Annotated in this window: 28 protein-coding genes; 12 read left to right on the top strand and 16 right to left on the bottom strand. The window is 71.6% G+C overall.

Annotated elements, in window-relative coordinates:
• Positions 1-53 precede the first annotated feature (53 nt).
• Positions 54-590: a LuxR C-terminal-related transcriptional regulator gene (locus MF408_RS08730; protein ID WP_240251034.1), complete on the top strand. Its 537-nt coding sequence runs from the start codon at positions 54-56 to the stop codon at positions 588-590.
• On the opposite strand, the gene MF408_RS08735 is transcribed toward MF408_RS08730, so the two are convergent.
• The 4 genes from MF408_RS08735 to MF408_RS08750 form a co-directional block, all read right to left on the bottom strand.
• Positions 580-2,022 carry an FMN-binding glutamate synthase family protein gene (locus MF408_RS08735; protein WP_240251035.1) on the bottom strand — a complete coding sequence of 481 codons (1,443 nt, stop codon included), beginning with the start codon at positions 2,020-2,022 and terminating at the stop codon, positions 580-582. The genes MF408_RS08730 and MF408_RS08735 overlap by 11 nt on opposite strands.
• Positions 2,007-2,732 (bottom strand): hypothetical protein, encoded by a 726-nt coding sequence (locus tag MF408_RS08740; RefSeq protein ID WP_240251036.1) that lies wholly within the window; start codon positions 2,730-2,732, stop codon positions 2,007-2,009. The genes MF408_RS08735 and MF408_RS08740 overlap by 16 nt, the downstream gene beginning before the upstream one ends.
• Positions 2,729-3,649: a hypothetical protein gene (locus tag MF408_RS08745; RefSeq protein ID WP_240251037.1), complete on the bottom strand. Its 921-nt coding sequence runs from the start codon at positions 3,647-3,649 to the stop codon at positions 2,729-2,731. The genes MF408_RS08740 and MF408_RS08745 overlap by 4 nt, the downstream gene beginning before the upstream one ends.
• A gap of 161 nt (positions 3,650-3,810) precedes the next feature.
• Positions 3,811-4,269, bottom strand: coding sequence for a GntR family transcriptional regulator (locus tag MF408_RS08750; protein WP_240251038.1), 459 nt, complete (start codon positions 4,267-4,269; stop codon positions 3,811-3,813).
• 273 nt (positions 4,270-4,542) lie between these two features.
• Between MF408_RS08750 and MF408_RS08755 the strand changes: the two genes are divergently transcribed.
• Positions 4,543-4,935, top strand: a complete 393-nt coding sequence (locus MF408_RS08755) for a Rid family hydrolase (RefSeq protein WP_240251039.1) — start codon at positions 4,543-4,545, stop codon at positions 4,933-4,935.
• Between the two features lie 82 nt (positions 4,936-5,017).
• Here MF408_RS08755 and MF408_RS08760 read toward each other — a convergent pair whose 3' ends face one another.
• Together MF408_RS08760 and MF408_RS08765 are read right to left on the bottom strand one after the other, a co-directional pair.
• Positions 5,018-6,535 (bottom strand): APC family permease, encoded by a 1,518-nt coding sequence (locus tag MF408_RS08760; RefSeq protein WP_240251040.1) that lies wholly within the window; start codon positions 6,533-6,535, stop codon positions 5,018-5,020.
• A 166-nt stretch (positions 6,536-6,701) separates the two neighbouring features.
• Positions 6,702-7,457, bottom strand: coding sequence for a type 1 glutamine amidotransferase (locus MF408_RS08765; protein ID WP_240251041.1), 756 nt, complete (start codon positions 7,455-7,457; stop codon positions 6,702-6,704).
• A gap of 591 nt (positions 7,458-8,048) precedes the next feature.
• Between MF408_RS08765 and MF408_RS08770 the strand changes: the two genes are divergently transcribed.
• Positions 8,049-8,429 carry an MBL fold metallo-hydrolase gene (locus tag MF408_RS08770; protein ID WP_240251042.1) on the top strand — a complete coding sequence of 127 codons (381 nt, stop codon included), beginning with the start codon at positions 8,049-8,051 and terminating at the stop codon, positions 8,427-8,429.
• A gap of 47 nt (positions 8,430-8,476) precedes the next feature.
• Positions 8,477-9,352 (top strand): alpha/beta fold hydrolase, encoded by an 876-nt coding sequence (locus MF408_RS08775; RefSeq protein ID WP_240251043.1) that lies wholly within the window; start codon positions 8,477-8,479, stop codon positions 9,350-9,352.
• 86 nt (positions 9,353-9,438) lie between these two features.
• On the opposite strand, the gene MF408_RS08780 is transcribed toward MF408_RS08775, so the two are convergent.
• Positions 9,439-9,981: a TetR family transcriptional regulator gene (locus MF408_RS08780; protein ID WP_240251044.1), complete on the bottom strand. Its 543-nt coding sequence runs from the start codon at positions 9,979-9,981 to the stop codon at positions 9,439-9,441.
• 62 nt (positions 9,982-10,043) lie between these two features.
• Between MF408_RS08780 and MF408_RS08785 the strand changes: the two genes are divergently transcribed.
• From MF408_RS08785 to MF408_RS08820, 7 genes are all read left to right on the top strand, one after another.
• Positions 10,044-10,208, top strand: coding sequence for a hypothetical protein (locus tag MF408_RS08785; protein WP_240251045.1), 165 nt, complete (start codon positions 10,044-10,046; stop codon positions 10,206-10,208).
• A gap of 144 nt (positions 10,209-10,352) precedes the next feature.
• Positions 10,353-11,330, top strand: a complete 978-nt coding sequence (locus tag MF408_RS08795) for an NAD(P)/FAD-dependent oxidoreductase (protein WP_345893931.1) — start codon at positions 10,353-10,355, stop codon at positions 11,328-11,330.
• 48 nt (positions 11,331-11,378) lie between these two features.
• Positions 11,379-11,858, top strand: coding sequence for a DUF6069 family protein (locus MF408_RS08800; RefSeq protein WP_240251046.1), 480 nt, complete (start codon positions 11,379-11,381; stop codon positions 11,856-11,858).
• A complete protein-coding gene (locus tag MF408_RS08805; RefSeq protein ID WP_240251047.1) occupies positions 11,855-13,363 on the top strand; it encodes a serine hydrolase domain-containing protein in 1,509 nt (502 codons plus the stop codon). The genes MF408_RS08800 and MF408_RS08805 overlap by 4 nt, the downstream gene beginning before the upstream one ends.
• Positions 13,364-13,569: 206 nt before the next feature.
• Positions 13,570-14,187 carry a DNA alkylation repair protein gene (locus tag MF408_RS08810; RefSeq protein ID WP_240251048.1) on the top strand — a complete coding sequence of 206 codons (618 nt, stop codon included), beginning with the start codon at positions 13,570-13,572 and terminating at the stop codon, positions 14,185-14,187.
• Between the two features lie 166 nt (positions 14,188-14,353).
• Positions 14,354-14,914: a TetR/AcrR family transcriptional regulator gene (locus tag MF408_RS08815; RefSeq protein ID WP_240251049.1), complete on the top strand. Its 561-nt coding sequence runs from the start codon at positions 14,354-14,356 to the stop codon at positions 14,912-14,914.
• 136 nt (positions 14,915-15,050) lie between these two features.
• Positions 15,051-16,520, top strand: coding sequence for an FAD-dependent monooxygenase (locus tag MF408_RS08820; RefSeq protein ID WP_240251050.1), 1,470 nt, complete (start codon positions 15,051-15,053; stop codon positions 16,518-16,520).
• A gap of 23 nt (positions 16,521-16,543) precedes the next feature.
• Here MF408_RS08820 and MF408_RS08825 read toward each other — a convergent pair whose 3' ends face one another.
• Together MF408_RS08825 and MF408_RS08830 are read right to left on the bottom strand one after the other, a co-directional pair.
• On the bottom strand, positions 16,544-17,032 hold the full coding sequence (locus MF408_RS08825) for a hypothetical protein (RefSeq protein ID WP_240251052.1): 489 nt from the start codon (positions 17,030-17,032) through the stop codon (positions 16,544-16,546).
• Positions 17,029-17,577 carry a hypothetical protein gene (locus tag MF408_RS08830; RefSeq protein WP_240251053.1) on the bottom strand — a complete coding sequence of 183 codons (549 nt, stop codon included), beginning with the start codon at positions 17,575-17,577 and terminating at the stop codon, positions 17,029-17,031. The genes MF408_RS08825 and MF408_RS08830 overlap by 4 nt, the downstream gene beginning before the upstream one ends.
• A gap of 101 nt (positions 17,578-17,678) precedes the next feature.
• Here MF408_RS08830 and MF408_RS08835 point away from each other — a divergent pair, with 101 nt between their 5' ends.
• Positions 17,679-18,272: a TetR/AcrR family transcriptional regulator gene (locus MF408_RS08835; RefSeq protein ID WP_240251054.1), complete on the top strand. Its 594-nt coding sequence runs from the start codon at positions 17,679-17,681 to the stop codon at positions 18,270-18,272.
• A 12-nt stretch (positions 18,273-18,284) separates the two neighbouring features.
• On the opposite strand, the gene nadC is transcribed toward MF408_RS08835, so the two are convergent.
• The 7 genes from nadC to MF408_RS08870 form a co-directional block, all read right to left on the bottom strand.
• Positions 18,285-19,253 carry a carboxylating nicotinate-nucleotide diphosphorylase gene (nadC, locus tag MF408_RS08840; RefSeq protein ID WP_240251055.1) on the bottom strand — a complete coding sequence of 323 codons (969 nt, stop codon included), beginning with the start codon at positions 19,251-19,253 and terminating at the stop codon, positions 18,285-18,287.
• Positions 19,254-19,300: 47 nt separating this feature from the next.
• Complete coding sequence (locus MF408_RS08845) at positions 19,301-19,735, bottom strand: MerR family transcriptional regulator (RefSeq protein ID WP_240251056.1); 435 nt, start codon at positions 19,733-19,735, stop codon at positions 19,301-19,303.
• Between the two features lie 182 nt (positions 19,736-19,917).
• Positions 19,918-20,145, bottom strand: a complete 228-nt coding sequence (locus tag MF408_RS08850; RefSeq protein WP_240252222.1) for a hypothetical protein — start codon at positions 20,143-20,145, stop codon at positions 19,918-19,920.
• Positions 20,051-20,590, bottom strand: a complete 540-nt coding sequence (locus tag MF408_RS08855) for an enoyl-CoA hydratase-related protein (protein WP_240251057.1) — start codon at positions 20,588-20,590, stop codon at positions 20,051-20,053. The genes MF408_RS08850 and MF408_RS08855 overlap by 95 nt, the downstream gene beginning before the upstream one ends.
• Before the next feature lie 41 nt (positions 20,591-20,631).
• Positions 20,632-21,576 carry an SMP-30/gluconolactonase/LRE family protein gene (locus MF408_RS08860; protein WP_240251058.1) on the bottom strand — a complete coding sequence of 315 codons (945 nt, stop codon included), beginning with the start codon at positions 21,574-21,576 and terminating at the stop codon, positions 20,632-20,634.
• Positions 21,573-22,007 carry an SRPBCC family protein gene (locus tag MF408_RS08865; RefSeq protein ID WP_345893884.1) on the bottom strand — a complete coding sequence of 145 codons (435 nt, stop codon included), beginning with the start codon at positions 22,005-22,007 and terminating at the stop codon, positions 21,573-21,575. Before MF408_RS08865 ends, MF408_RS08860 begins: the two co-directional genes overlap by 4 nt.
• 78 nt (positions 22,008-22,085) lie before the next feature.
• Positions 22,086-22,346, bottom strand: coding sequence for a hypothetical protein (locus MF408_RS08870; protein WP_240251060.1), 261 nt, complete (start codon positions 22,344-22,346; stop codon positions 22,086-22,088).
• Positions 22,347-22,470: the final 124 nt, after the last annotated feature.

Raw genomic sequence — 22,470 nt, forward strand, 5'->3', positions numbered from 1 at the left:
CCCTGCGACCGGCAACGCTGCGCCCGCTCCACAGCTGGGGCTACCCCGCGGAGGTGCTGCGCTTCCTGCTCGGGGACTTCGTCCGCGACGACCCCGCCTTCGGGCTCGTGGCCAGGCTCCCGGAGCGCTGCCTGTTCTGGGACGACGTCGACGGGTTCCGTCACGGGGACACCGCTCGCGACGTGCTGCTCCCGAGCGGCTACGCCGACGGCACCAGCATGGCCCTGGTCAGCGCCGACGGCGCGGTGCTGGGCGCGGCGCACGTCAGCCTCGACCGGCCCCTGGTGCCCGCCCATGCCCGTCGGTTCCTGCTCCACCTGCGTCCGGAGCTCGGTGCGCTGGCCGGTCAGGCCGTCGCCCGGGCGCGGTGGCACCTGACCCCTCGGGAGGTGCAGGTGCTCGGTCTGCTGGCTCGCGGCTTGAGCAACCCCGAGATCGCGGCCCGGCTGACGATCTCCCGGCGCACCGTTGCCACGCACGTGGAGAACGTGCTCGGCAAGCTGGAGGTGGGCAGCCGGGTCGAGGCGGTGGTGACCGGGATCGGGGCCGGCCTCGTGGCGGCCGGCCCCGACCACGGAGTCACCAGCTGAACGGCCTGTCGGCCCCGATCAGCGGCACGCCGGTGAAGGCGCTGGCCTCGAGGGTGAGGGCACGCAGGTCCTCCGGCTCGAGGTTGTGCACGCTGGACTTGCCGCAGGCCTTGGCCAGCAGCGAGGCCTCCATCGTCAACGCGGTGAGGAACCGGTGGACCCGCTCCGAGGCGGCCTCCACGTCGACCCTCTCGGAGAGCAACGGGTCCTGGGTGGTCACGCCCACCGGGCACAGCCCCGTGTGGCAGTGGTGGCAGGCGCCGGGCTCGGTGCCCAGCTTCTGGTAGTCCTCGACGTAGCGCGGCGAGTTGCAGCCCAGCGCGATCATCGCCGCCGAGCCGATCATGACGCAGTCCGCTCCGAGGGCGAGCGCCTTCGCGACGTCGGCCCCCGACCGGATGCCGCCGGCCGCGACGAGCTTGACCTTGCCCGTCATGCCGGTGTCGTCCAGGGCCCGGCGGGCCGCCGGGATCGCCGCCATGGTCGGCACGCCGGTGTTGTCGAGCAGGAGCTCGGGCGAGGCACCGGTGCCGCCCTCCATGCCGTCGAGGACGATCACGTCCGCACCGGTCTTGGCGGCCACCGCGGTGTCGTAGTACGGACGGGTGGCACCCATCTTCACGAACACCGGCACCCGGTGGTCCGTGGCCTCGCGCAGCTCCTCGATCTTGATCGTCATGTCGTCGGCGCCCAGGAAGTCCGGGTGCCGCGAGGTGGAGCGCTGGTCGACGCCCTCGGGCAGCGACCGCATCCGGGCCACCCGCTCGGAGATCTTCATGCCGAGCAGCAGCCCGCCGGTGCCCGGCTTGGCGCCCTGGCCGACCACCAGCTCGACCGCGTCGGCCTTGCGGATGTGGTCGAGGTCGATCATGTAGCGGGCCGGCGAGAGCTGGTAGACCAGTGTCCTGTTCTCCTCGCGCTCCTCCTCCAGCATCCCGCCCTCGCCCGTGCAGGTCATGGTGCCGGCCTTGCGGGCACCGCGGCCGAGGGCGGCCTTCGCGTTGGCCGAGAGCGCGCCGAAGCTCATCGCGGCGATGTAGATCGGCATGTCGAGGACGATCGGCTCCTCGACCTTGCCCAGCCCGTCGCCCAGCACGGTCTGGGTGTCGCACTTCTCCCGATAGCCCTCCAGCGGCAGCCGGGTCATCGTGGCGGGCTGGAAGACCAGCTCGTCGAAGGACGGGAGGTGCTTGTTGAAGGTCGAGAACCCACGCAGCTGGTAGCGGCCCATCTGGGCCTTGGCCTGGATGTCGGCGATGGCTTCCGGGCTCCACCGCGGGGAGTCGCCCCGGGCGTAGGAGCCCGGCACACCCGCCGGTCGCGCCGGGTCCGCGCCGTCGCCGAACGCGACCAGGTCCTCGAGGCGGGCGTCCGCCTCCGGCGCCACGCCGGGGCCGGCCGCCGTCGCCGGGGTGTTCAGATCATCAGCCATTGCTTTGCATCCCTTGCCTCGAAGTACCAGAGCTTCTGTCCGGCGACGACCTTCTTCCAGTCCAGGCCGGAGCCGTCCACGCCGACGGAGGCCAGCAGCTCGTCGACCTCGGCGACCTCCTCGGCCTCGGGTGTGACGACCACCGCGTCGATCCCCAGCCGCTCGATCTCGCCGCCGACCCACACGACGCCCTCCCACAGGGAGTCGCCGACCGACCCCCGGGAGTTGCCGAGGCAGACGATCCGTCCCCCGTGGCTCATGAACCCGGTGGAGTAGCCGATGTCGCCCTCGACGACGATGTCGCCGGCCTTCTGCGCGACACCGCACCGCGGACCGGCGTTGCCGCGGACGTGGATGGTGCCGCCGCGCATCGCCGCGCCGACGCTCATCCCGGCGTTGCCGTTGACGGTGATGTGACCGGCGGAGAGGCCCTCGCCGGTGCCCCAGCCGGAGTTGCCGTCGACCTCGATGGCACCGCCGGCGCTCAGGCCGCCGCAGTAGTATCCGACGCTGCCGCGGAAGGTCACGTGGCCCTCGCCGGTCAGCCCGACCGCGAGGTTGTGCCGCGACAACGGCTCGACGACCTCCACCCGGTGCCCGGCGGCGACCGCCTCCCGGATCTCGCGGTTGACCTCGCGGAGCGGCCGGTCCGCGGCCTCGACGGTGACGACCTGCGCCTCGGCGGAGGAGCCCTGGAGGAGGGCGCTCATGCCGCCGCCCCCTCGCGCTGCGCGTCCCGGCGCCAGATCTCGGTCATCAGCGGGCCGTCGTAGTTGATGATCGAGACCTCGTCGCGGTAGAGGCTGCGCAGCGCCTGCTCCTCGGTCGCGATCGCGATGCCGTCGGGCTCGTCGACGACGGCCAGCGGCTTGATCGCCCAGCGGTCCTTGGCCATGCCGATGCCGTCGAGGGTGCCGAGCAGGTAGGTGAACACCCCGTCGAGCTGCTCCTGGCTCGCCGAGAGCGACTCCCCCAGGCTGGCTCCCGCCTCCATCTGCACCGAGTTCCACACGGCGATCAGCTCGGAGTCGTTCTCGCTCATGAAGCGGTAGCCCTCGCGCTCGAGGTGCCGCCGCCAGGTGAAGTAGTTGGTCAGCTGCCCGTTGTGCACGATGCACACGTCGGGGAACGGCCGTGCCCAGAACGGGTGGCTGGCGATCGGCGAGACCAGCGACTCGGTGGCCAGGCGCATGTTCGACAGCGCGTGGGTGCCCTGCAGCCGGCTGACGCCGTGCTTGGCGTCCACCTCGCGGGCGTCGCCGACGTCCTTGATGATCTCCAAGGACCGCCCGACCGAGAGGATCTCCGTCCCGGGGAGCGCCTCGACACCGTCGACCCAACCCTTCAGGCCGGGCAGCTCGTCGACCTCCATCCGGAACAGGACGTGCGGCTGGCCCGACTCGTCCCAGCTCGGCTCCCCGGTGAGGTCGCTGCCCTGGGCGCGGACCAGGTCGGTCACCTGCTGCAGCGTGCCGTCGAGCGCGTCGCGGTCGGCGAGGTAGCCGCGGACGACGTAGCCGCGCTCGCGCGGGGGCGCCGTACACGGCGAAGCCGGTCGAGTCTGGGCCGCGGTGCCGCATCGCGGCCGCCAGCTCCACGATGTCCGCCCCGACGGGGCCCCCGTCATACCGGACCCGTCCGGATATCCCGCACATGCACGCCTCCAGGGGTAGCCAATGTTCGCGTTTCGTATACGGTATGCGGAAACACGCGGAGATGCAAGGATGGCCCGGCCCGGCAGATCTGCCCGGGCGGGGCGTGCGACGGACGGAGCCGGGAGTGCGGGGACTACGACAGGTGGGTGTCGCGACCCTTGCGGATGTGGTCCCGCATCGCGGCGAACGCCGCGTCCGAGCCCGCCTCGAAGGCCTCGACCAGCGGCAGGTGGGCGCACTCGATGGTGTCTCCGGACCGGTCCCGCGCCAGGTAGTCGGCGAAGGCGACCAGCCCGCGGGCCCGCTGCCAGGTCATGTCGAACATGTCGAGCAGCGCCGGGTTGCCCGACGCCTCGACCACGGCCCGGTGGATCGTCATGTTGGCCTCGTAGACCGCGTGGGCGTCCGACATGTCGATCCCGGCCGTCGAGCGGATCGTGTTGCGCACCTTCTCGATCGCCTCCGGCCCCAGCTCGGCGACCCGCCGGGCTGCGAAGCCCTCGACGGCCTCGCGCGCCTCGTAGAGGTGCAGGGTGTCCTCGGGGGTGAGCATGCGCACCACGAACCCGCGGCGGCCGGTCGGCTCGATCATGCCCTCCCGCTCCAGCCGCGCCAGCGCGGTCGCGGACGGGCGTGCGGCTGATGTCGAGCTGCTCGGCCAGCTGGTCCATCACCAGCCGGGAGCCGGGCTCCAGCGTGCCGGAGAGCAGTGCCTCGGAGATTCGCTGGTACGCCACGTCGGCAAGGCTCGTGACAGTCCGGCCGATCGGCTTCATCGTCGCAGTCACCCGGGACACTCCAACTCTGTCGTGTACTGCACATCGTATTCGAACTCATCAGCCGACCCCATCGAGGAGGACTGACCGTGGTTGACATCACCCTGGCCGGCGGAGGCAGGTTCGAGGAGCTCGGCGGCTATGCCCGGCTACGGAGGGTCGGCGACCACGTCTTCGTCGCCGGCACCACCGCGGTCGAGCCGTCGGGACGCCTGCACGCCCCGGGCGACACCTACGCGCAGACCCGCTACGTCCTGGCCCGGATCTCCGACCTGCTGGAGGAGTGCGGCTCCCACCTGGCCGACGTGGTGCTCACCCGCAGCTACCTCGCCGAGATCACCGAGGCCTCCCACTACGTGCGCGCGCACGGCGAGGTGTTCGCCGACGTACGTCCCGTGGCCACCGCCGTGCAGGCCGGCCTTACGGTGCCCGGGATGATGGTCGAGATCGAGGTGCAGGCGCTCGTGCGCGACCGCGACTGACCGCCCGCCCGGCCTGCGGCCGGAAGGGGCGTGGATCGGGGTCGCACGATCCGATCCACGCCCCAGGGCGACGGCGACTTCCTCAGACCTCGTCGAAGACCCGTCCCATGTCCGCCCAGGCCGCGGCGCGCTTGCGACGCGTCCAGGCAGCGAGGGCGCAGCCGGTGAGGACGATCCCGATGCCCACCCACGGGATCAGCCGGACGGCCAGGAGGATCTCGGCTCCGGGTGCGGCCGGCTCGAACGAGTAGTAGAGACCGCCGAAGATCGCGACCGCGGCGAACACCGAAGCGGCGATGCCGGCGACGACGAAGTTGCGGCGAGCGTTCCGCACGCCGTGGGCGATGCCCGCGACCCCCAGAAGCAGGTACACGAACATCACCACGGGCGTCCCGAAGTTCAGCAGCAGCGAGAACGCGAAGACGCCGCCGGTCACGTTGTTGTCGATGCCGCCCGCCAGGGCGATCTGGGCGTCCCGGGACACCAGCACGACCGAACCCACGATCAGCAGCACCCAGATCGCGTGCACGAAGCCCATCGCGTTCCACGGAGTGTTCCAGCGCGGGTGCAAGCGTCCGAAGAACCGCGGGAACACGTGCTCGCGGCCCATCGCGAACAGGACACGGGACGAGGCCGTGTGCAGCCCGAGTGCGCAGAACAGGCTCGCGCCGGCGGCAGCCGCCACCACGAGTGCGGCCGTGGTCTTGTCGGGCGCGACGGCGGCCAGCCCGGTCGCCGAGGCGGGCCAGTCGGTCGCCGCCTGCTCCACCCCGAAGCCGATGGCTGTCGCATAGCTGATGACCAGGTAGAACAGGCCGCCGATCGCGATCGACCCGATCACAGCGCGGGGGATGTTGCGCCGGGAGTCGTGGGTCTCCTCGGAGAGGGCCGCACCCGACTCGGAGCCGGTGAAGGACAGCATCGCGAAGCTCATCCCGAAGAAGACGCCGACCCAGGAGACCCCCGCTGACGGCGCCCAGAAGGCGGCAGCGTCGAAGCTCCTGCCCGCGGAGTCGACCGGCGTCTCCCCGTCGACGACGCTGACCTCGGGCGAGCCCTGGGCGATGACGATCACTGCGATCACCACCATGACGGTCATGCTCAGCACCAGGAACACCAGCTGGTTGCGCGTCGACACGGTGATGTTGAAGAAGTTCAGTGCGGCGATGGCGACCAGGCCGAGCAGGGTGAACCAGTACCACCCGACCAGCTCTCCGAAGACCAGCTCGACGAACTGTGCCGCGAAGAAGCCGAAGCCGCTGAGCACGCCCGCCCCGAAGAGCAGGTAGGCGCAGACGTAGGACCACCCGCCGACGAACCCGGTGGGACGTCCGGCCCCGCGGCTCAGGTAGGTGTACATCGAGCCGGCCGAGGAGAGGTTGCGGGCGAAGAGCGCGACGACGGCACCGATGCACAGCATGCCCAGCGCGCCGAGGACGAAGGCCAACGGGGTGGCCCCGCCGGCTTGGGTGGAGGCCAGGTACGTCAGGAACGCGCCCGACATCGCCGGGGCGATGACCGACAGGCTCTGCGCGATGACGTCTTTGAGTCCGAGGGTCTTCCGGAACTCGTGGGTGGACCGTTCTGCTGCAGCTGTCATGTCACTTCCCTTGGTCGACGTGATGGCCCCGGCCCGGACCGTGACCTAGTTCACAGCTTCGCGCACCGTATACCAGGTTTCGTATACGAAGCAATGGACAGACGTCGGCCTCTGGTTCGGCGCGTGGTCGGGTGCGCCTGGCGTGGCTGCGGCTCGGCGGCGTATGTCAGGGGCGGAACAGCGCTGCGAAACGCCGGGCCAGTGCCCGGCCGGTGGCGACGACCTCGCCCTCGCGCCGCCGTACCTCCGCTGCGCCCGGGCCGACCAGCTCGGCCTCGAGCGTGCCCGCCGGCGCCGCGGTCGCCCATGCATCGAACCGGTCGGCAGAGACCTCGGGGTGGAACTGGACGCCCCACGCCCGTGGTCCGACCCGGAACGCCTGGTGCGGGTAGGTCGTCGAGCCGGCCAGCAGCACGGCTCCGGACGGCAGCTCGACGACGGCGTCTCCGTGGTAGGTCGCGGCCGGGGCGGCGTCGGCGAGCCCGCTGAAGAGGGAGTCGTCGACCGAGTGCGCGTGCAGCTCGAGCTCCACCACCCCGATCTCGGGGCCGAACGCGCCCTTGGTCACCCGGCCGCCGAGCGCCCTGGCCAGCAGCTGCCCGCCCAGGCAGATCCCCAACGTCGGCGCTCCGGCCCCGACCGCCACCTTCAGCAGGTCACGGACGTCGGCGAGCCAGGGGTGCTCCTCGTCGTCGTTCGCGCTCATCGGGCCGCCGAGCACCATCAGCGCGCCCTCGGCGAGCTCGGTCGGCACCGGGTCGCCCGCGAACGGGCGGACCACCCGCAGACCCAGCCCCGTCTCCTCGAACCAGTCGCCGAAGAGGTCGGCAGGGCAGTGCTCGTCGGGCTGGATCACGAGAACCGTGCGCTCGTCGCGACGCGACTGACCTCCCGGCTTCGCCGACTCGACGACCGACCCCATGGTTCCCTCCTGGAAGCGGCGGCAGCTGAGCTGCCGGGACCTGACGGTGGAAGTCAAGCAGAGCATGCGCGACGGGCCGTCGGTGGCGACGTCCTCGATCAGGCTGGTTCGTGCAGGCTCGCGTGGCTGGCAGGATGCCGACGGTGACCCACGACGCGAGCACCCGCCTCCGCGTGGGTGCGGTCGAGCTGGTGGGCCTGCTCGACGCGGTGGGTGTGTTCCCGCTGACGGCCGAGGCGGCGTTTCCCGGCGCAGGCTCAGGCGACTGGGACGCGGCGAGGAGCATCGACCCCGAGGCAACGGGGACGGACGGGACGTGGCGACTGGCGTTCCGCGGCTTCGCCGTCCTTCGTCCCGACCGGGGGGTGACGATGGTCGATCTGGGGGTCGGCGGGCGGGACAGCCTTGCCGCGTCGTGGGCACCGACGCCCGGGATCCTGCCGACCAGCATGGAGCAGGCCGGCATCGACCCGTCAGCCGTCGACACCGTCGTGTTCACCCACCTCCACTCCGACCACGTCGGCTGGGTGTCGGACCCGTCCGGAAGCCTCTCCTTCCCCCGGCGCGCGGCACGTCGTGCAGCGCCGCGAGGTGGAGAGCCTCCGGTCCGCGGACGACCAGCGAGGCTGGCAGCGCACCGTGCAGCCGCTCCTCGACCACGGCCTGCTCGACGTCGTCGACGGTCCGTCCGTGCTGCACGCGACGGCCGAGGGTCTCGTCGAGCTGGTCCCGACGCCGGGACACACGCCGGGGCACCAGTCGGTCACGATCGTCTCGGCCGGGCGGCGGGCCGTCGTCACCGGCGACGTGTTCGTTCATGCGGTGCAGGTCGCGAACCCGAAGGTGGCCTACACGTACGAGGAGTGCCCCGACCAGGCCGCCGCCACCCGGCGCGACCTGCTCGCGAGCGCCCGGCGAACCGGGACGACGTTGGCGAACCCGCACCTCATGGTTCCCTTCCTGCGGCTCTGACAGGTAGTCCTGAGGGCGACGGCTCACCGGACGCGAGGAGTGGACGAATGACCGAACCACAGACCCGGACGCTGGACGTGCCGGGCGGCACGATCGCCTACGACGTCCGCGATGATGCGGCCGGCCGCGGGCGGCACCGCGCCCTCGTGATGGCCGGCTTCCCGATGGACGCCACCGGCTTCGCCAGCCTCGCGGCTCACTTCCGCGACCGGGTCGTGGTGACCTACGACCCGCGCGGCACCGGAAGGAGCACGCGCCCCGCCGGTGAGGGCCCGTCGACCCCGGTCGACCACGCAGCGGACCTGCACGCCCTGATCACCGCGCTCGGCATGGGCCCCGTGGACGTCCTCGGCAGCAGTGGCGGGGCGGTGACCGGGCTCGCCCTGGTCGCCGCGCATCCCGACCAGGTGCACACACTCGTCGCGCACGAGCCGCCGGTCGCCGCCGTGCTGCCCGACCGGGACCAGCAGCTCACGGCCCTCGCCGACGTGCACGAGACCTACCAGCGCCGCGGGACGGGTCCGGCGATGGCGAAGTTCCTGACGCTGATCGGCCGGCGCGGTCCGCTACCGGCCGACTTCGCGGCCCTGCCGGCACCCGACCCGGCCGACTTCGGGCTCCCGACCCGCGACGACGGCAGGCGGGACGACCCGATGCTGGGGCAGAGCATCCTGACCACGGCTCAGTACGAACCCGACTTCGCCGCGCTCGCACGCGCGTCGACGCGGATCCGGATCGCCGCAGGAGTGGAGTCCGAAGGAGAGATGATGGCCCGCGCCGCCGCGGGCGTCGCTGAGCGACTGGGCACCGAGCTCGCGATCTTCCCCGGCGGCCACGGCGGCTTCCTGGGCGGGGAGTTCGGCCAGCACGGTGACCCGGAGGACTTCGCCGCGGCGCTCCGGCGGCTGCTCGACGAGCGGTGAACGCCGATGGAACCCCGCGGGGTTCCGGAGCCTGCTGCAACAGTTCCACCGCCAGGGTTGACGCCGGTCCGCTCCGGCACGCGAGCTCAGTGCGTCCCGGCGAGGCCCGAGAGGAGCCGCTCGAGCTGCGCACGGTCGCGTTGTTGCCCCTCCACCGCGGTGAGCTCGGCGAAGAGCAACCCGTCGACCAGGGCCAGTAGTGCGTCGGCCACCTCGCGCGGGGCCGCGACCCCGCCCTCGGTCAACCGCTGCTCGATACCGGCTCGGACCCGTCGGGTCCCGACCGCCAGGAACTCGCGGAGCTCGGGACGGCGTACGGACTCCAGCGCCAGCTCGTAGCGGGCGAGGAGTCGTTCGCGGTCCGTCGTGAGCAGCTGCTCGGCCACGCGCGCGAGGTCCGCGGCGAGCGTGCCGTCGGCAGCCGGCGCCAGGGCCGCCTCGTCCAGCTCGGCGAGCCGGTCGACGGCGGCTCGCAGCAGCTCCGCCCGGGTGCGGAGGTAGTAGGAGGTCGAGCCGAGCGGCAGGCCCGCCTCCTTGTCCACAGCCCGGTGCGTCAGCCCACGCCCGCCCGACCTCGCCAGCGTCCTGATCGCGGCGTCCGCGATCAGGGCCCGTCTCTCGCTTGCCATCTCCACCTCTTTCCTCTACGGGTGTAGAGTAGCGCACTCGACAGGTGTAGAGGGGAGGATCGATGCCGAACGACGACCCGGCGCGCGGCCCGATGCGCGGCCTGGTGACAGGAGCGCTGCTCGGAGGACAGCCCGCGCACGACGCCGTGTCGTCCTGGTGGATGACGCTTGTGGGCGACGCCCCGGACGCGTTGCTCGCCGGCACCCGTGTCGAGGTGCGGACATGAGGGTCGTGATCGCCGGAGGCGGCATCGCCGGCCTGACCCTGGCGGCGCTCCTCCGTCCGCACGGCCACCGCGTCACCGTCGTCGACCCCGGTGACGACGGCGGGAAGGGGCTACGCGCTCGCGTTGTGGCCGCACGGGACCCGGGTGCTGCACTCGGTCGGCGTTCACGACCAGCTCGTCGAGCGCAGCCTCACGACCCGGCGCTACACGGCGCGGTCAGGATCGGGAGCCCTCCTCACCACCGCGGGACCGCCGCCTGCCATCGAGCGTCACGGACACTGGGGCATCGTCCCCCGCGCCGACCTCGTCGAGCTGCTCGGCGCGGCACGCGCCGACGTCGAGCGCCGAGACGGTCGGGTCGTCGCCCTGGAGGAACACCGCGCTGGAGCTGTGGCCCTCCTCGACGACGGCACCACCCTCGAGGGCGACCTGCTCGTCGGCGCCGACGGCGTCGGCTCCGCGGTGCGAACCGGCCTCCTCGGGCCGCAAGCCCGCCACGACACCGGATGGAGCTGCGCGACATGGTGGATCGACTCTGCCGACCACCCCGCTGCCCTGGGCGAGACCGTGGAGTTCTGGGGAGCCGGCACGTTCATCGGGGCTTACCCCCTGCCGCGGACGCGCCTGCCTCATCGTCGGCGGTCCCTCGTCGGACGTGCGAGGCCCCCCAGGCCCGGGGCTGGTTGCGTCGTGCCGTCAGCCGAGCCGGACTGTCCCCCGACCGCCTGCTGCCCGCCCCCCTCCGCCGAGCTCACACTCTGGCCGATGACCGACGTGCGCTCCGACCGCTGGATCGGCGACCGGGTGGCGCTGCTGGGGGACGCGGCCACCGCATTCCTGCCCACCGCCGGAATGGGTGCTTCGATGGCACTGGAGTCGGCGGCGGCGCTGGCGGACGAGCTCTCCCGGTGCGACGCCGCCCAGGTGCCCAACGCGCTCCGCCTCTACGAACGATGGCGCCGGTCGCGTGTCGAGCGAGCCCAGCGGCAGTCACGCATGCTCGCCCGCGCGCTGTTCACGTCGTCGCACCTCTGCGCCCGTCTCCGCAACGGGCTCGTCGCGCGCGCTCCGGCCGGCCTGCTGCTCGGCCCTCTGCTGCGCGACCTCGAGGAGCCCGTGTGAGCCCCGTCCGCCACTACCGACCGACCGAAGAAGGGGGATGGATCCCGCATGACCCGCATGAACCGCATGACCAGCACGCATCACGACCGCGTCGAGACGTCCTCGCGTCCGAGGACCAGGACCCGCCGACGCGTCACCGCCCGGTACGTCTACCTGTTCCTCGCCTTGGAGGTCCTCGCGATCCTCCTGTGGGTCTTCTGGCAGCTCCTCGGCGTCGACCTCGAGGTCAGGTCCGGAGCGGGCAGACGCGAGGTCACGCTCACCGCGATCCTCCTTACCACCGCGCTCGCATCCGCGGCGTCGTACGCACTGCTGTGGGCGTCGAGGGGGCGCGACCTGAAGGTCTGGACGGCTGTGGCCACGACCGTCCTGGTCGTCTCCTGCTCCGGCCCCTTGCTGGCGACCAGCGCGTCGGCCGGTGCCGCGCTCCTGGGCTTCCACCTGCTGGTGGGCGTGGGGCTCATCGGCGGCGTACGGCGCCTGGACCGCGCGGCGGCCGAGCCGCCGACGCAGGAAGGAACCACGTGAACCGATCTGGAAACCTCCACCACCGCTTCGGCCTGCGGCTGGCGTCCACACTGGCGCTGCTGGGCGTCGTCCTGGGCACCGGCGCGGGCAGCCCGGCCGGCGCGAGCGAGCGCGCTCCCTCCCTCGACACGGCAGCCATCGACGCCTTCGTCGAGGACTACCTCGACCGTCACGGCCTGGTCGGAGCGGGGGTCGCCGTCGTCAGGGACGGACGCGTCGTCCACACCGCGGGACACGGCGAGAGCGACGGCGACCCGGTCACCCCGCACACACCGTTCGCGCTCGGCTCCGTCAGCAAGTCGTTCACGGCGTTCGCCGTCCTGCAGCTCGTCGCTGACGGGGAGGTGCGTCTGGACGACCCCGTCGTCTCGTACCTGCCGGACCTCGCGATCGATGACGAGCGAGCGCGCGAGATCACGGTGCGGCACCTGCTCAGCCACACCTCCGGCCTGCCCGGCCCGCTCATCGTGCCGCCCGCCCACTCCCTCGCCGAGGCCGTCGACCGCCTGGCCGACTGGTCGCTCGACACCGATCCCGGAACGACCTACGCCTACAGCAACGCGAACTACCACGTCGCCGCCCGGCTCGTCGAGGTCGTCAGCGAGACGCCGTTCGCGACCTACCTCGAGCGAGAGGTCTTCGCCCCGCTCGGCATGACCGACACCTACTCGGTGACGAGCCGCGACGACCCGGTGCTCGACACGGGCCACGTCACGGCGTACGGCCTCGCCCTGCCCGCCGGCGAGATGGACCAGATGTCGGCGGGAGCCGGCGGCGTGATCAGTACCGCGGAGGACATGGCGCGCTGGCTCGCCATGCAGACCGACGACGGCCGGACCGGCCAGGGGCAACGGCTCCTCCCGCGGGAGCTTCTCGAGGAGTCGCACACGCCGCAGCCCGGGGCCGACAAGGCCGGATTGGGCTGGATGCGCAGCAGCGCCGGTGTCGAACCCGCGCGGGTGTCCCACTCCGGCTCCCTGACGCGCTTCAACGCGCAGACGGACCTGGTCCCGAACAGCGGCTACGCCGTGGCGGTAATGCTCAACAGCTTCACCCCGACACGGGAGCACGCCTACGAGATCAGCTCGGGGATCATCGAGGTCACCGAGGGGGGCGATCCCGATCCTGGCCGGCCTGTCGCGACCCTGATCGACGCTGCGCTCGGACTGCTCACCCTGCTCGTCCTCGTCCTGGCGATCCGCCTGGTGCTGCGCTCCGGCCGGTGGTCGGCTCGCCGCCGACACTGGCCGACCTGGCGCTACGTGCTCCGCCTGCTCCCGTCGACGGTCTTCCCCCTGCTCGGCGCGTACTTCTTCCTCGTCCTGCCCCGGCTGCAGGACAACAGCGCCACCACGCTCGACGCGTTCCTCCTATGGCCGGCCGCGTCGCTGCTGCTCCTCGTGCTGGTCGCCTCCGGGCTCGCCAGCGTGACCGCTCGCACGCTCCACCGCCGTACGACCCGACCATCGGCGACGTCGGCGGCCGACCGACTCAAGGACCACTGACGAGCTGGTCGGGGCGCCTCCCCGCCGGTGGCGCGAACCGCATGTGCGTCGCGATGTCCGACGCGCTCGACGAGACCCAGCGGGCGACCGATAGCACTGCTCGAGTGCCACCGGGAACCCGACCTCCGGGGAGCGGTCGTAGTCGGCGAACACGACAGCGGTGGACTACCCGATGAGGAGACAGGAGCGCCCGAGTCTGCCCCGACATGAACGACTGGACCGCCGCGGGGGTCATGACGGCCTTGGAGGAGCTCGGGCTGCTTGCCGACGGCCCTCGTCGGATGCGTGACCTCTTCGACACCGCGAGGAGGGCCCGCGACCTGCCCCTCGACGAAGTCGACAAGCTCATGGTGCAACCGCCGTACGCCGCCCGGATGGCCGCGTTCTGCATCCTCGACTTCCAGGCTCGCGCTCGCCCGGGCGACGTCGCGCTCCGCGACGCCTACCTGCGCCATCACGACTCCATCGACACGTGGGACATGGTCGACCGGGCAGCGCCGTGGGTCATCGGGTCGTGCGTGGCAGGAGGCCCCTACGACCTGTTGCACGACCTTGCCGCGTCACCCGACCCCCTACGCCGCCGCACGGCCATGACGGCCCCGCTGTGGTTCGTGAGGCACGGCACCGACGCCGACGTCCTCGCCGGGTTCGAGGTCGCCGCCGCGCTGCGTGCCGACGCAGACCCGCTGGTCCACAAGCCGGTCGGGATCTTCCTCGCACACGCTGGGGAGCGGCTCCGCCCACACCTCCTCGAGTTCCTGGCGGAGCACGAGAGCCACATGCCACGACCAGCCGCGCGGCTGGCGCGACGCAAGCTGACGTGACGACGGACCGGTGGAACGTCGGCGGCTCACGTGCGGGTGACGAGCCGCCCGCCTGCGGTGAACAGGTCGGATACTCACCAGGTTGCCGTACCGTACGGTACATGGATTCAGTGTCGAACGGCCCATCGGGCGAGGCAGCCGTCCCACCGCCGTACCATCCGCCCTCGTGAACGCCCACAGTCCACGCGAGGCCCTCCTCGCGAAGGTGACGACCTACTTCGCCGAGCACGGGGTCGGGGACACGAGCTTGCGCAGTCTTGCCGCGGGGGTGGGGACCAGCCACCGGATGCTGATCTACCACTTCGGGTCGCGGGAGGGCGTGCTCACCGCGGTCATCGACGCGATGGCGAGGCAGCAGCTCGAGGACATGGGGACATTCCTGCGCGCCGGCGAGGATGCCGACCCACGCGAGGTGGCGTGGGCCACCTGGGAGCACCTCGCGGACGATGCGGCGGTGTTCGGTCCGCTGCTGTTCGAGCTCTCCGCGCATGCCATGGTGGGCCACGAGTGGGCCGCCCAGCTCCGGGAGCTGATCAGCGACGGCGTACGCCGCCTGGCCCTGTTCTTCGAGGCACTGGGCGAGCCAGCGGAGCGAGCGGCGCTGCTGGCGCGAACGTCGATGGCGATCGCCCGGGGCGCGCTCTTCGACCTCGCCCTCACGGGCGACCGCGACGCCGCTGACGAGGTCATCCGGAACTTCAACCACTGGATCTTCGACGGCGAGTAGTACCGGCGCGGACCTGCCCCGCGTTCCCACGCGTCGTCGAGATCGAGCGGGCGGGAAGCGTGTTCTCCTGCTGCGGCTCGGGGCCGCCTTCCGCTAGGCTATGTACCGTTTGGTTCATACGCAGTCGGGAGACACCATGAGGAACGACCATGACCACCGAAGCCCCGACGTCGTCGTCGTGGGCGCCGGGCCGACGGGCCTCTTGCTCGCAGGCGACCTCGCCGAGGCGGGCGTCTCGGTCCACCTGCTCGAGAAGCGGCAGGAGGAGTCGAACCTGACGCGCGCCTTCGCGGTGCATGCCCGCACGTTGGAGCAGCTCGACGCCCGTGGCCTCGCCGACGACCTGGTGGCCACCGGCAACACCGTCGACGGCCTCCGCCTGTTCGGGTCGGTCTCGGTGCGGTTGAGCTCGCTGCCCAGCCGCTTCCCGTTCCTGCTCGTCACCGCCCAGTACCACGTCGAACGGCTGCTCTGGGATCGAGCCGTCGCGGCCGGGGCGCACGTCGAGCGCGGTGCCCGCGTGACCGAGGTGGCGCAGGGCCAGGCCACCGACGCTCCCGTCCGGACGACGTACGTCGCCGCGGACGGCTCGACCCGGACGCTGACCTCGCCCTACCTGGTCGGCACCGACGGACACCACTCGACGGTGCGACAGCAGCTCGGCCTGGACTTCCCTGGCGAGTCGGTGATCAGGTCGCTGATGCTCGCCGACGTCCGGCTGGCCGAGCCACCGTCGGAGCTGCTGACGGTCGAGGGCAACCAGCACGGTTTCTGCTTCGTGGTTCCCTACGGAGACGGCTGGTACCGCATCATCGCCCGCGACCCACGGCGCGAGCTGCCCGACGACGCTCCCGTCAGCCTCGACGAGATCAGCGACCTCGCTCGGCGGGTCCTCGGCACGGACTTCGGGATGCACGACCCGCGGTGGATGTCGCGGTTCCACAGCGACGAACGTCAGGTACGCCGGTACCGGGTCGGACGCGTCTTCCTCGCCGGCGACGCTGCCCACGTCCACTCCCCAGCGGGGGGCATGGGCATGAACACCGGCCTCCAGGACGCCGCCAACCTCGGCTGGAAGCTGGCCGCCGTGATCCAGCGCCGGGCCGGCGCCGAGCTGCTCGACACCTACGAGGCAGAGCGACTCCCCGTCGGCGCCATGGTGCTGCGCACCAGCGGCGGTCTCATCCGAGCGGCCATGCTGCGTGCGCCCGTCGCACGGGCGATCCGCAACGTCGTGGCCCGGACCGCTCTGGCGCTGCCTCCCGTCGGCGATCGCCTGCGGATGCGACTGAGCGGCATCGGCATCTCCTACCCCGGTGGCGCCGGAGCCCACTCCCTCGTCGGACGCCGCGCAGCCGACCAGCAGGGCCGGGACGGGCAGCGGTTGTACGCCGCGCTGCGCGGCGGCCGGTTCGTGCTCGTGGCGCCGCCCGCCCTCGCCCGCCGCTACGCCGGCGACGATCGACTGGCCACGGTCAGCCCGGCAGATCCGGCGGCGCCGACGCTGGTCCGTCCGGACGGCTACGTGGCCTGGTCAGGCTCGGCCGGGAGCGGACTCGACGCAGCGCTGCGCACGTGGGGCGCCCTGGACGACGTCTCGGGCTGAGCCCGGCATCGAGGCACCCCCTCCTACGCGGGTCTCGAGAGCGGCTCCGCGACAGGGTTCCCGTTCTCGCGGGTCAGCCGTCCGCCCCGGGAGACGGTGGATCCCTTGCGTGGCACCAGTGCCAGGACGAGCCCGACCGCCGCCCAGCACAAGAGCACGAGCAACGCCTCGCCCGCCCCTGCGCCGTCGAAGAAGGCGGTGCCACGCAGCGCGGTGCCGGTGGCTCCGGGCGGGAGCAGCTGGCCGAGCCAGCCGACGGGAAGCAGCTCGGGCGCGGACGCGACGCCGGAGAGCGGGTTGCCGACCAGCATGACGAGCAGGGCGACGACCCCGATCCCCGGACGACCGAGCAGCCGGTGCAGTCCGATGACGGGCAGCGCACCGGCCAGGACGCCCAACGCGACCACCGAGGCGTTAGCCCAGTAGCTCCCACTCAGTGCCTCCATCCAGCCCTGGAGCACGCCGGTGAGCGCAAGCCCCGCCCCGGCGGCGGCGAGGAGGGCGGTGGTCAACCGGTCGCGGGCACGGCCCAGCAAGGTCGACGACAACGCGCCGACCAGGAGCCCACCCAGGGCCAGCGGCAACGCACCCGCTGCGAAGATCGAGCCCCGAGGGTCGCCGGCGGCGGCCGGAGCCACGTCGGTGACCAGGGGGCCGACGACTCGGAGGCCGCGGCTGCGCGCTGCGCGGCCTGGTCGAGCCGCTGAGCGACCATCGGGCTGGCAGCGCTGGCGATCAGGAGCTCGGCGTCCTCCGCGCCGGGCCCGACCACGAATGCTCCGTACACCTCGCGATCCTCGATCGCCCTCACGGCAGCGTCACGATCGTCGACCTCGATGACGTCGACACCGGCCTCACCCAGGGCAGCCTCGAGCTGGCTCTCGACCGCCGACGCGGCCTTCGCCGAGGGCGCCGCGACCGCGAGGGGGAGAGAACGAGGTTCCAGCTCACTCGTCGGCCAGGCGAACGCGGTGAGCAGGACCGTCAGCAGGGCGACCACGCCGAGGGCGACGCGGACGATCCCCCAGACGTCGAGACGGGGATCAAGGCTGGACATGGAGCTTCCTCCTCGTGCGTATGCAGGTTCTGAGTGAACCATGCGGTACATCCACGACCTTGTCAAGAACGGACGTTCGTTTTTGTTGTAGGCTGGCGGTCGTGCCGAAGGTCAGCGCGGAGCACCGGGCCGCCCGGCGCGAGCAGATCGTCGACGCGATGCTGCGCTGTGTGGCGCGTGATGGCTTCCACAAGACGACGATGGCGGCCGTGATCTCCGAGTCCGGCCTCTCGGCCGGTGCGGTGTACCTCTACTTCAGGAGCAAGGACGAGCTCATCCGGGCGATCGCCGAGCTGGTGGTCGGTGAGGGCCTGTCGGTGGTGACGGACAGCTCCGCCGACGATGTCCCCCCTCCGCACCAGGTGCTGGCAGCCGCCCTCGAGCGAGTCGTCGCCCTGGGTGAGGAGCGGGGGGTCGACGTGCATCGGGTAGCGCTGCAGGCATGGGCGGAGGCCGCTCGGAACCCCGAGATCAGGGCGATCTACGCGCGGGAGGGTGAGCGCGGGCGCGCCGTGTGGGCCACGTACGCCGAGCAGGCGATCGCGGCCGGACACCTCCCAGCCGATGCCTCTCCGGTGCGGGTGGCTCACGCGTTGATCGGACTCATCCCCGGCTTCATGGTGCAGCGGCTGGTCTTCGAGGACCTGACGCCCGCTGGCTACGTGGCCGGGCTCGCGGGCCTGATGGGCACATGATCGCGGTGCGGGTTAGGTTCGCCGGGTACGAAGCAGGAGGCTGAGGTCGAGAGCGGGTGCTGAGTGGGTCAGTGACCCGATCGCTATCGCGTCGACGCCCGTCCGGGCGGTGTCGACGACGGTGTCGAGGGAGACGTTCCCGGACGCCTCCAGGCGCGGTCGGCGCGCCGGTGGCAGCAAGCTGTCGCGCATCCTGACCACTGTCGCCACCTCGGTCGGAGTCAGGTTGTCCAGCAGCAACCAGTCGATGGAGCAGCTCATCGCTTCCATCGCTTCGTCATGTTGGGTGACCTCGACCTCGAGCTCCAGCTGCTCGCCGGAGCGCTCCATCCCCGCCCGGGCTGCGGAGATGGCCCGGGCGACTCCCCCCGCTGCTGCGATGTGGTTCTCCTTGATCAGCACCATCGCCGCCAGCGACCGGCGATGGTTGACGGCGCCGCCGCAGGTGACGGCGTACTTGTCCAGCATCCTCAGTCCGGGTGCGGTCTTCCGCGTGTCGCGGATCACGACATCGAACTCACGGACCGCATCCACGAAGCGGGCAGCCAGCGTTGCGATCCCGCTCATCCGCTGCAGGAAGTTCACCGCCGTGCGCTCGGCCGAGATGATCGAGCGCGCGGACCCGCTCAGTCGCGCCACCACCTGTCCCGGTCGGACGTGGTCCCCGTCACGGCACAGCAGCTCCACGGCCACGCTTCGGTCGACCTGGCCCAGGACGTGCTGCAGCAACGGCAACCCCGCGATGACGCCCGTCGCCTTGGACACCACCACTGCGGTGCATGCCAGCTCCTCCGGCACGGTCCAGAGCGTGGTGACGTCGTGGCTGTGCAGGTCCTCGGACAGGGCGACCGCGGCCGCTCGGCCGGCGGCGAGCGCGAGGTCCGAGGACAGCGCCGGGCCGTCGGAGTCGGCTTCGGCCGGTCGGCCCCGGCCTGTGGTGCTCACCGGCCTGGTCCTGGCGGAGGCGGCGACGTCGACCACCTCGCCGATCGCTCCTGGGCCGGGCGGTTCTCCGAGCGGGGGGACGCTCATCGTTCCTCCCCTCTCAGGTCGCAGAGCTTGTCTCCCGAGCCCAGCTCCCCCAGCCGCTGCCTGAGGTCGGCGACGCGCCGCTCTGCCTCGGCCACGAGACGGCCACCCACGATCTCCCAGTCCACAGGGCTTGGGGCGGGCGGCAGGAGCTCGAAGAGCTCCGCGATCTCCCGCACGGTGAGGCCGACCTGCTGGGCCACTTTGGCCACCGCGATGCGACAGGCGGCGTGCTCGTCGAAGCGCCGGTGATTGCCGCGGTCACGCGCGGCGTGGATGACACCGTAGCGCTCGTAGAAGCGCACGGCCGATGGAGCCACCCCGCTGCTCGCCGCCACCTCACCCACCGTCAGGGTCGCGGCTGGCGCATGGCTGGTGATGTTCGGCTGTCCCATTGCCGCCGTCCGCAGCTCAGGCTCGGAACCGGCGCTCATGGCGCGCCGTTCGCAGTGTCTCCGCACGCCGGGTGAACTCGATGACCGCGTCATTGAGGGCGACGCCCGTCGCGCGGTCCGGGGCCAAGGAGCCGTCGTCGGGCAGCTCGACGGTAGGGGTGTCGCGTGCGACGTCAGGTGTCGGCATGTGAGTGACACTGCTCCCTTCACCTTTGTTGAAGTCAAGGGCGGGTGCCCGCGGTCGTCGGCACGAGCGCCAGCAGGTCACCGTGGATCGCTTCCTTGATGGCGCCGAGCGTGGAGGCGTCCTTGGTCGCCAGCGGCCGTAGCCGTGCGCAGGACCGCTCCCGGAGCTCACCGGGCTCGGCCAGGTCCTGGACGATCCCTGCCGCCAGGGCATCGGGGCCGCCGTAGCGGCGGCCGGTCGTGCTGGCCTCCAAGGCGGTCACCGGTGGCAGCGTGGCTCGGATGACCGCCATCATGAAAGGGGGTGAACTGCAGGCCGAGGTCGATCTCGGGGAAGCAGAAGTAGCCCCGGTCGGTCCGCATGGTCCGGGTGTCGTGGGTGAGTGCGAGGACCGCGCCCATCCCGAAGGCGTGCCCAGGGAGGGCTGCCAGGGTGGGGACGGGAAGCGTGAGGAAACGCGCCATGAGTCGCTGCACCCGGCCCAGGTAGGCGTCGTACTCGTCGAGATGACCGCCGAGCCACTCCAGGTCGAGCCCGTTGCTGAAGAACCTGCCACTGGCAGTGGTGACCAGTGCGCCCGGCGCGGAGGCGACCACCTCGTCGAGGGCCTCACCGACGAGGTACAGCCAGTCCGGACTCATGCGGTTCTGGTCGTCACCGAGGTCCAGCACGGTGACGTCGTCCGATCGGTGAAGGGTGACAGGCACGGGAGCTCCTTCGAGTCCGGTCGAGTGGTGGATGGCGCGGGTCAGTGGTGCCGCTGGAGAGCCCGGTCCCCGGGGCGTCGCACACCCGTGACGTTGAGCATGAGCGCGTAGACCGACGTGGTCGCGGTGACGAACAGCAGGTTCCCGCGCAGCCCCCCGAAGGTGAGGTTGGAGCAGACCTCCGGCAGCAGCAGCTTGCCGAGGACGCCCCCGTCGGGGTCAACGACGTGGAGCCCGTCGTGCGCGGCGATCCACAGGTGACCGTGCGCGTCGAGCCTGAGTCCGTCGAAGGAACCAGCGTCGCACTCCACCAGCACGCCCCTGTCGACCAGTGGGCGCTCGACCGGGGCGCCCAGGTCGACGTCGAGCTGTCGGACGTGCCTGCGGCGGGTGTCGACGACGTAGAGGCGGCGCTCGTCCGCGGAGAAGGCGAGGCCGTTGGGTCGTTCGAAGTCGTCGAGCACCCGGTGCACCGCGCCGTCGGGGGTGATCCGGTAGACGTGGCACCCGTCGATCTCCGGCGCCGTGACCTGGCCCTCGTAGTCGCTGTCGATGCCGTAGCTGGGATCGGTGAACCAGATGGACCCGTCGCTGGACTCGACGACGTCGTTGGGGCTGTTGAGCCGCCGGCCCTGCCACTCGGAAGCAAGCACCGTCGTGCTGCCGTCGTGCTCGGTGCGGACGACCCGGCGCCGGCCCTGCTCGCAGGTGACGATGCGGCCCTGCCGATCCATGGTCCGACCGTTGGCGTGTCCCACGATGTCTCGATGGACAGCTGTGGTGCCGGTGAGCTCGTCCCACCGCAGGATCCGGTCCTCGGGGATGTCACTGAACACCAGGCTCCGCCAAACGGGCGTGTAGACCGGCCCCTCCAGCCAGCGCCCACCGGTGAAGACGCGCTCGACCCGCGTGTCACCCTCGACGGTCCGCAGCCGGTCATCCCGCACCTCCCAGGAAACGGGGAGGGTGTCCGCCGGCGCTCTCATGACCGGCCGGCCCCGGCCTCGGCGAGCCGCACGAAGGTGTCGGCCTCGAGGGCGAGGAACCGTCGCGTCTTGCCTCGCAACAGGATCCGGATCAGCCCCGCCAGTGGCCCGGTCCACTCGATCCCCAGCCGCAGTAGCGTCAGTCCGTCCTGCCGGGTCAAGGTGTGGGTCGCGCGGGTGCGGACCCCGGGGCCGGGGGCCTCCCACGTGAACCCTGAGCCGGGGTGCCACTCGGTGACCTCGAACCTCGCGGGCATCAGTCCCGGCTGCTTCACCCGGAACCGGCTGCCGACGCCGATGGACGCGTCCGCGTCGTCCAGCCGCTCGATCGCGTCCACTGTCGGCAACAGCTCGGCCCAGCGCTCGAGGTCGGACATCAGTGACCACAAGACCTCGGGTGTCGTACGGGCGGGTCGATCCATCGTGCACATGTTCCAGACGGTACACTACGCGTGTACCAAACGGAACATCGGCCGTGATCGCGAGGCCGTCCCTCCTGCCGCAAGGACTCACCCGGGCGATCCGGGTCCGGCCGGCCGAGGATCGCCCCTCGGATCCAGGAGGACTGCCATCCGGCGGATCGCCTCCTTGGTGGCGGGAAGCGGCCTGATCGCCAGCATCAGGTGCGTGACATCGCCACGCATGTCGTAGCGCTCGTCGAGCAGCACGTCGCAGGGGTGGCCGCCCACTGCCGCGTGCAGGATTGTCACGGTCTCGTCGGCTGCAAGGACCTCGCGCTGAAGGGCGAGATCGCCGAACACCCCCGGCATGACGTCGAGCAGCGGCGCGATCTCGTCCCGACCGGAGTAGTCCCGGTACGGGGCTCGCGAACAGAGCGTCGACAGCCAACAGCTCGGCGACCGGCGGGCCTGAGCGGGTGACACCGAGCAGGTG

Source organism: Nocardioides sp. TF02-7 (assembly GCF_022437945.1).
Classification (GTDB): domain Bacteria; phylum Actinomycetota; class Actinomycetes; order Propionibacteriales; family Nocardioidaceae; genus Nocardioides.

Excerpts from the sequence above, each read along its gene's own strand:
- MF408_RS08735 (WP_240251035.1), bottom strand. The coding sequence starts at position 2,022 with ATGGCTGATGATCTGAACACCCCGGCGACGGCGGCCGGCCCCGGCGTG.
- MF408_RS08740 (WP_240251036.1), bottom strand. The coding sequence starts at position 2,732 with ATGAGCGCCCTCCTCCAGGGCTCCTCCGCCGAGGCGCAGGTCGTCACC.
- MF408_RS08745 (WP_240251037.1), bottom strand. The coding sequence starts at position 3,649 with ATGACGGGGGCCCCGTCGGGGCGGACATCGTGGAGCTGGCGGCCGCGA.
- MF408_RS08750 (WP_240251038.1), bottom strand. The coding sequence starts at position 4,269 with ATGATCGAGCCGACCGGCCGCCGCGGGTTCGTGGTGCGCATGCTCACC.
- MF408_RS08760 (WP_240251040.1), bottom strand. The coding sequence starts at position 6,535 with ATGACAGCTGCAGCAGAACGGTCCACCCACGAGTTCCGGAAGACCCTC.
- MF408_RS08765 (WP_240251041.1), bottom strand. The coding sequence starts at position 7,457 with ATGGGGTCGGTCGTCGAGTCGGCGAAGCCGGGAGGTCAGTCGCGTCGC.
- MF408_RS08775 (WP_240251043.1), top strand. The coding sequence starts at position 8,477 with ATGACCGAACCACAGACCCGGACGCTGGACGTGCCGGGCGGCACGATC.
- MF408_RS08780 (WP_240251044.1), bottom strand. The coding sequence starts at position 9,981 with ATGGCAAGCGAGAGACGGGCCCTGATCGCGGACGCCGCGATCAGGACG.
- MF408_RS08785 (WP_240251045.1), top strand. The coding sequence starts at position 10,044 with ATGCCGAACGACGACCCGGCGCGCGGCCCGATGCGCGGCCTGGTGACA.
- MF408_RS08800 (WP_240251046.1), top strand. The coding sequence starts at position 11,379 with ATGACCCGCATGAACCGCATGACCAGCACGCATCACGACCGCGTCGAG.
- MF408_RS08810 (WP_240251048.1), top strand. The coding sequence starts at position 13,570 with ATGAACGACTGGACCGCCGCGGGGGTCATGACGGCCTTGGAGGAGCTC.
- MF408_RS08820 (WP_240251050.1), top strand. The coding sequence starts at position 15,051 with ATGAGGAACGACCATGACCACCGAAGCCCCGACGTCGTCGTCGTGGGC.
- MF408_RS08830 (WP_240251053.1), bottom strand. The coding sequence starts at position 17,577 with ATGTCCAGCCTTGATCCCCGTCTCGACGTCTGGGGGATCGTCCGCGTC.
- MF408_RS08845 (WP_240251056.1), bottom strand. The coding sequence starts at position 19,735 with ATGAGCGCCGGTTCCGAGCCTGAGCTGCGGACGGCGGCAATGGGACAG.
- MF408_RS08860 (WP_240251058.1), bottom strand. The coding sequence starts at position 21,576 with ATGAGAGCGCCGGCGGACACCCTCCCCGTTTCCTGGGAGGTGCGGGAT.
- MF408_RS08865 (WP_345893884.1), bottom strand. The coding sequence starts at position 22,007 with ATGTGCACGATGGATCGACCCGCCCGTACGACACCCGAGGTCTTGTGG.
- MF408_RS08870 (WP_240251060.1), bottom strand. The coding sequence starts at position 22,346 with ATGCCGGGGGTGTTCGGCGATCTCGCCCTTCAGCGCGAGGTCCTTGCA.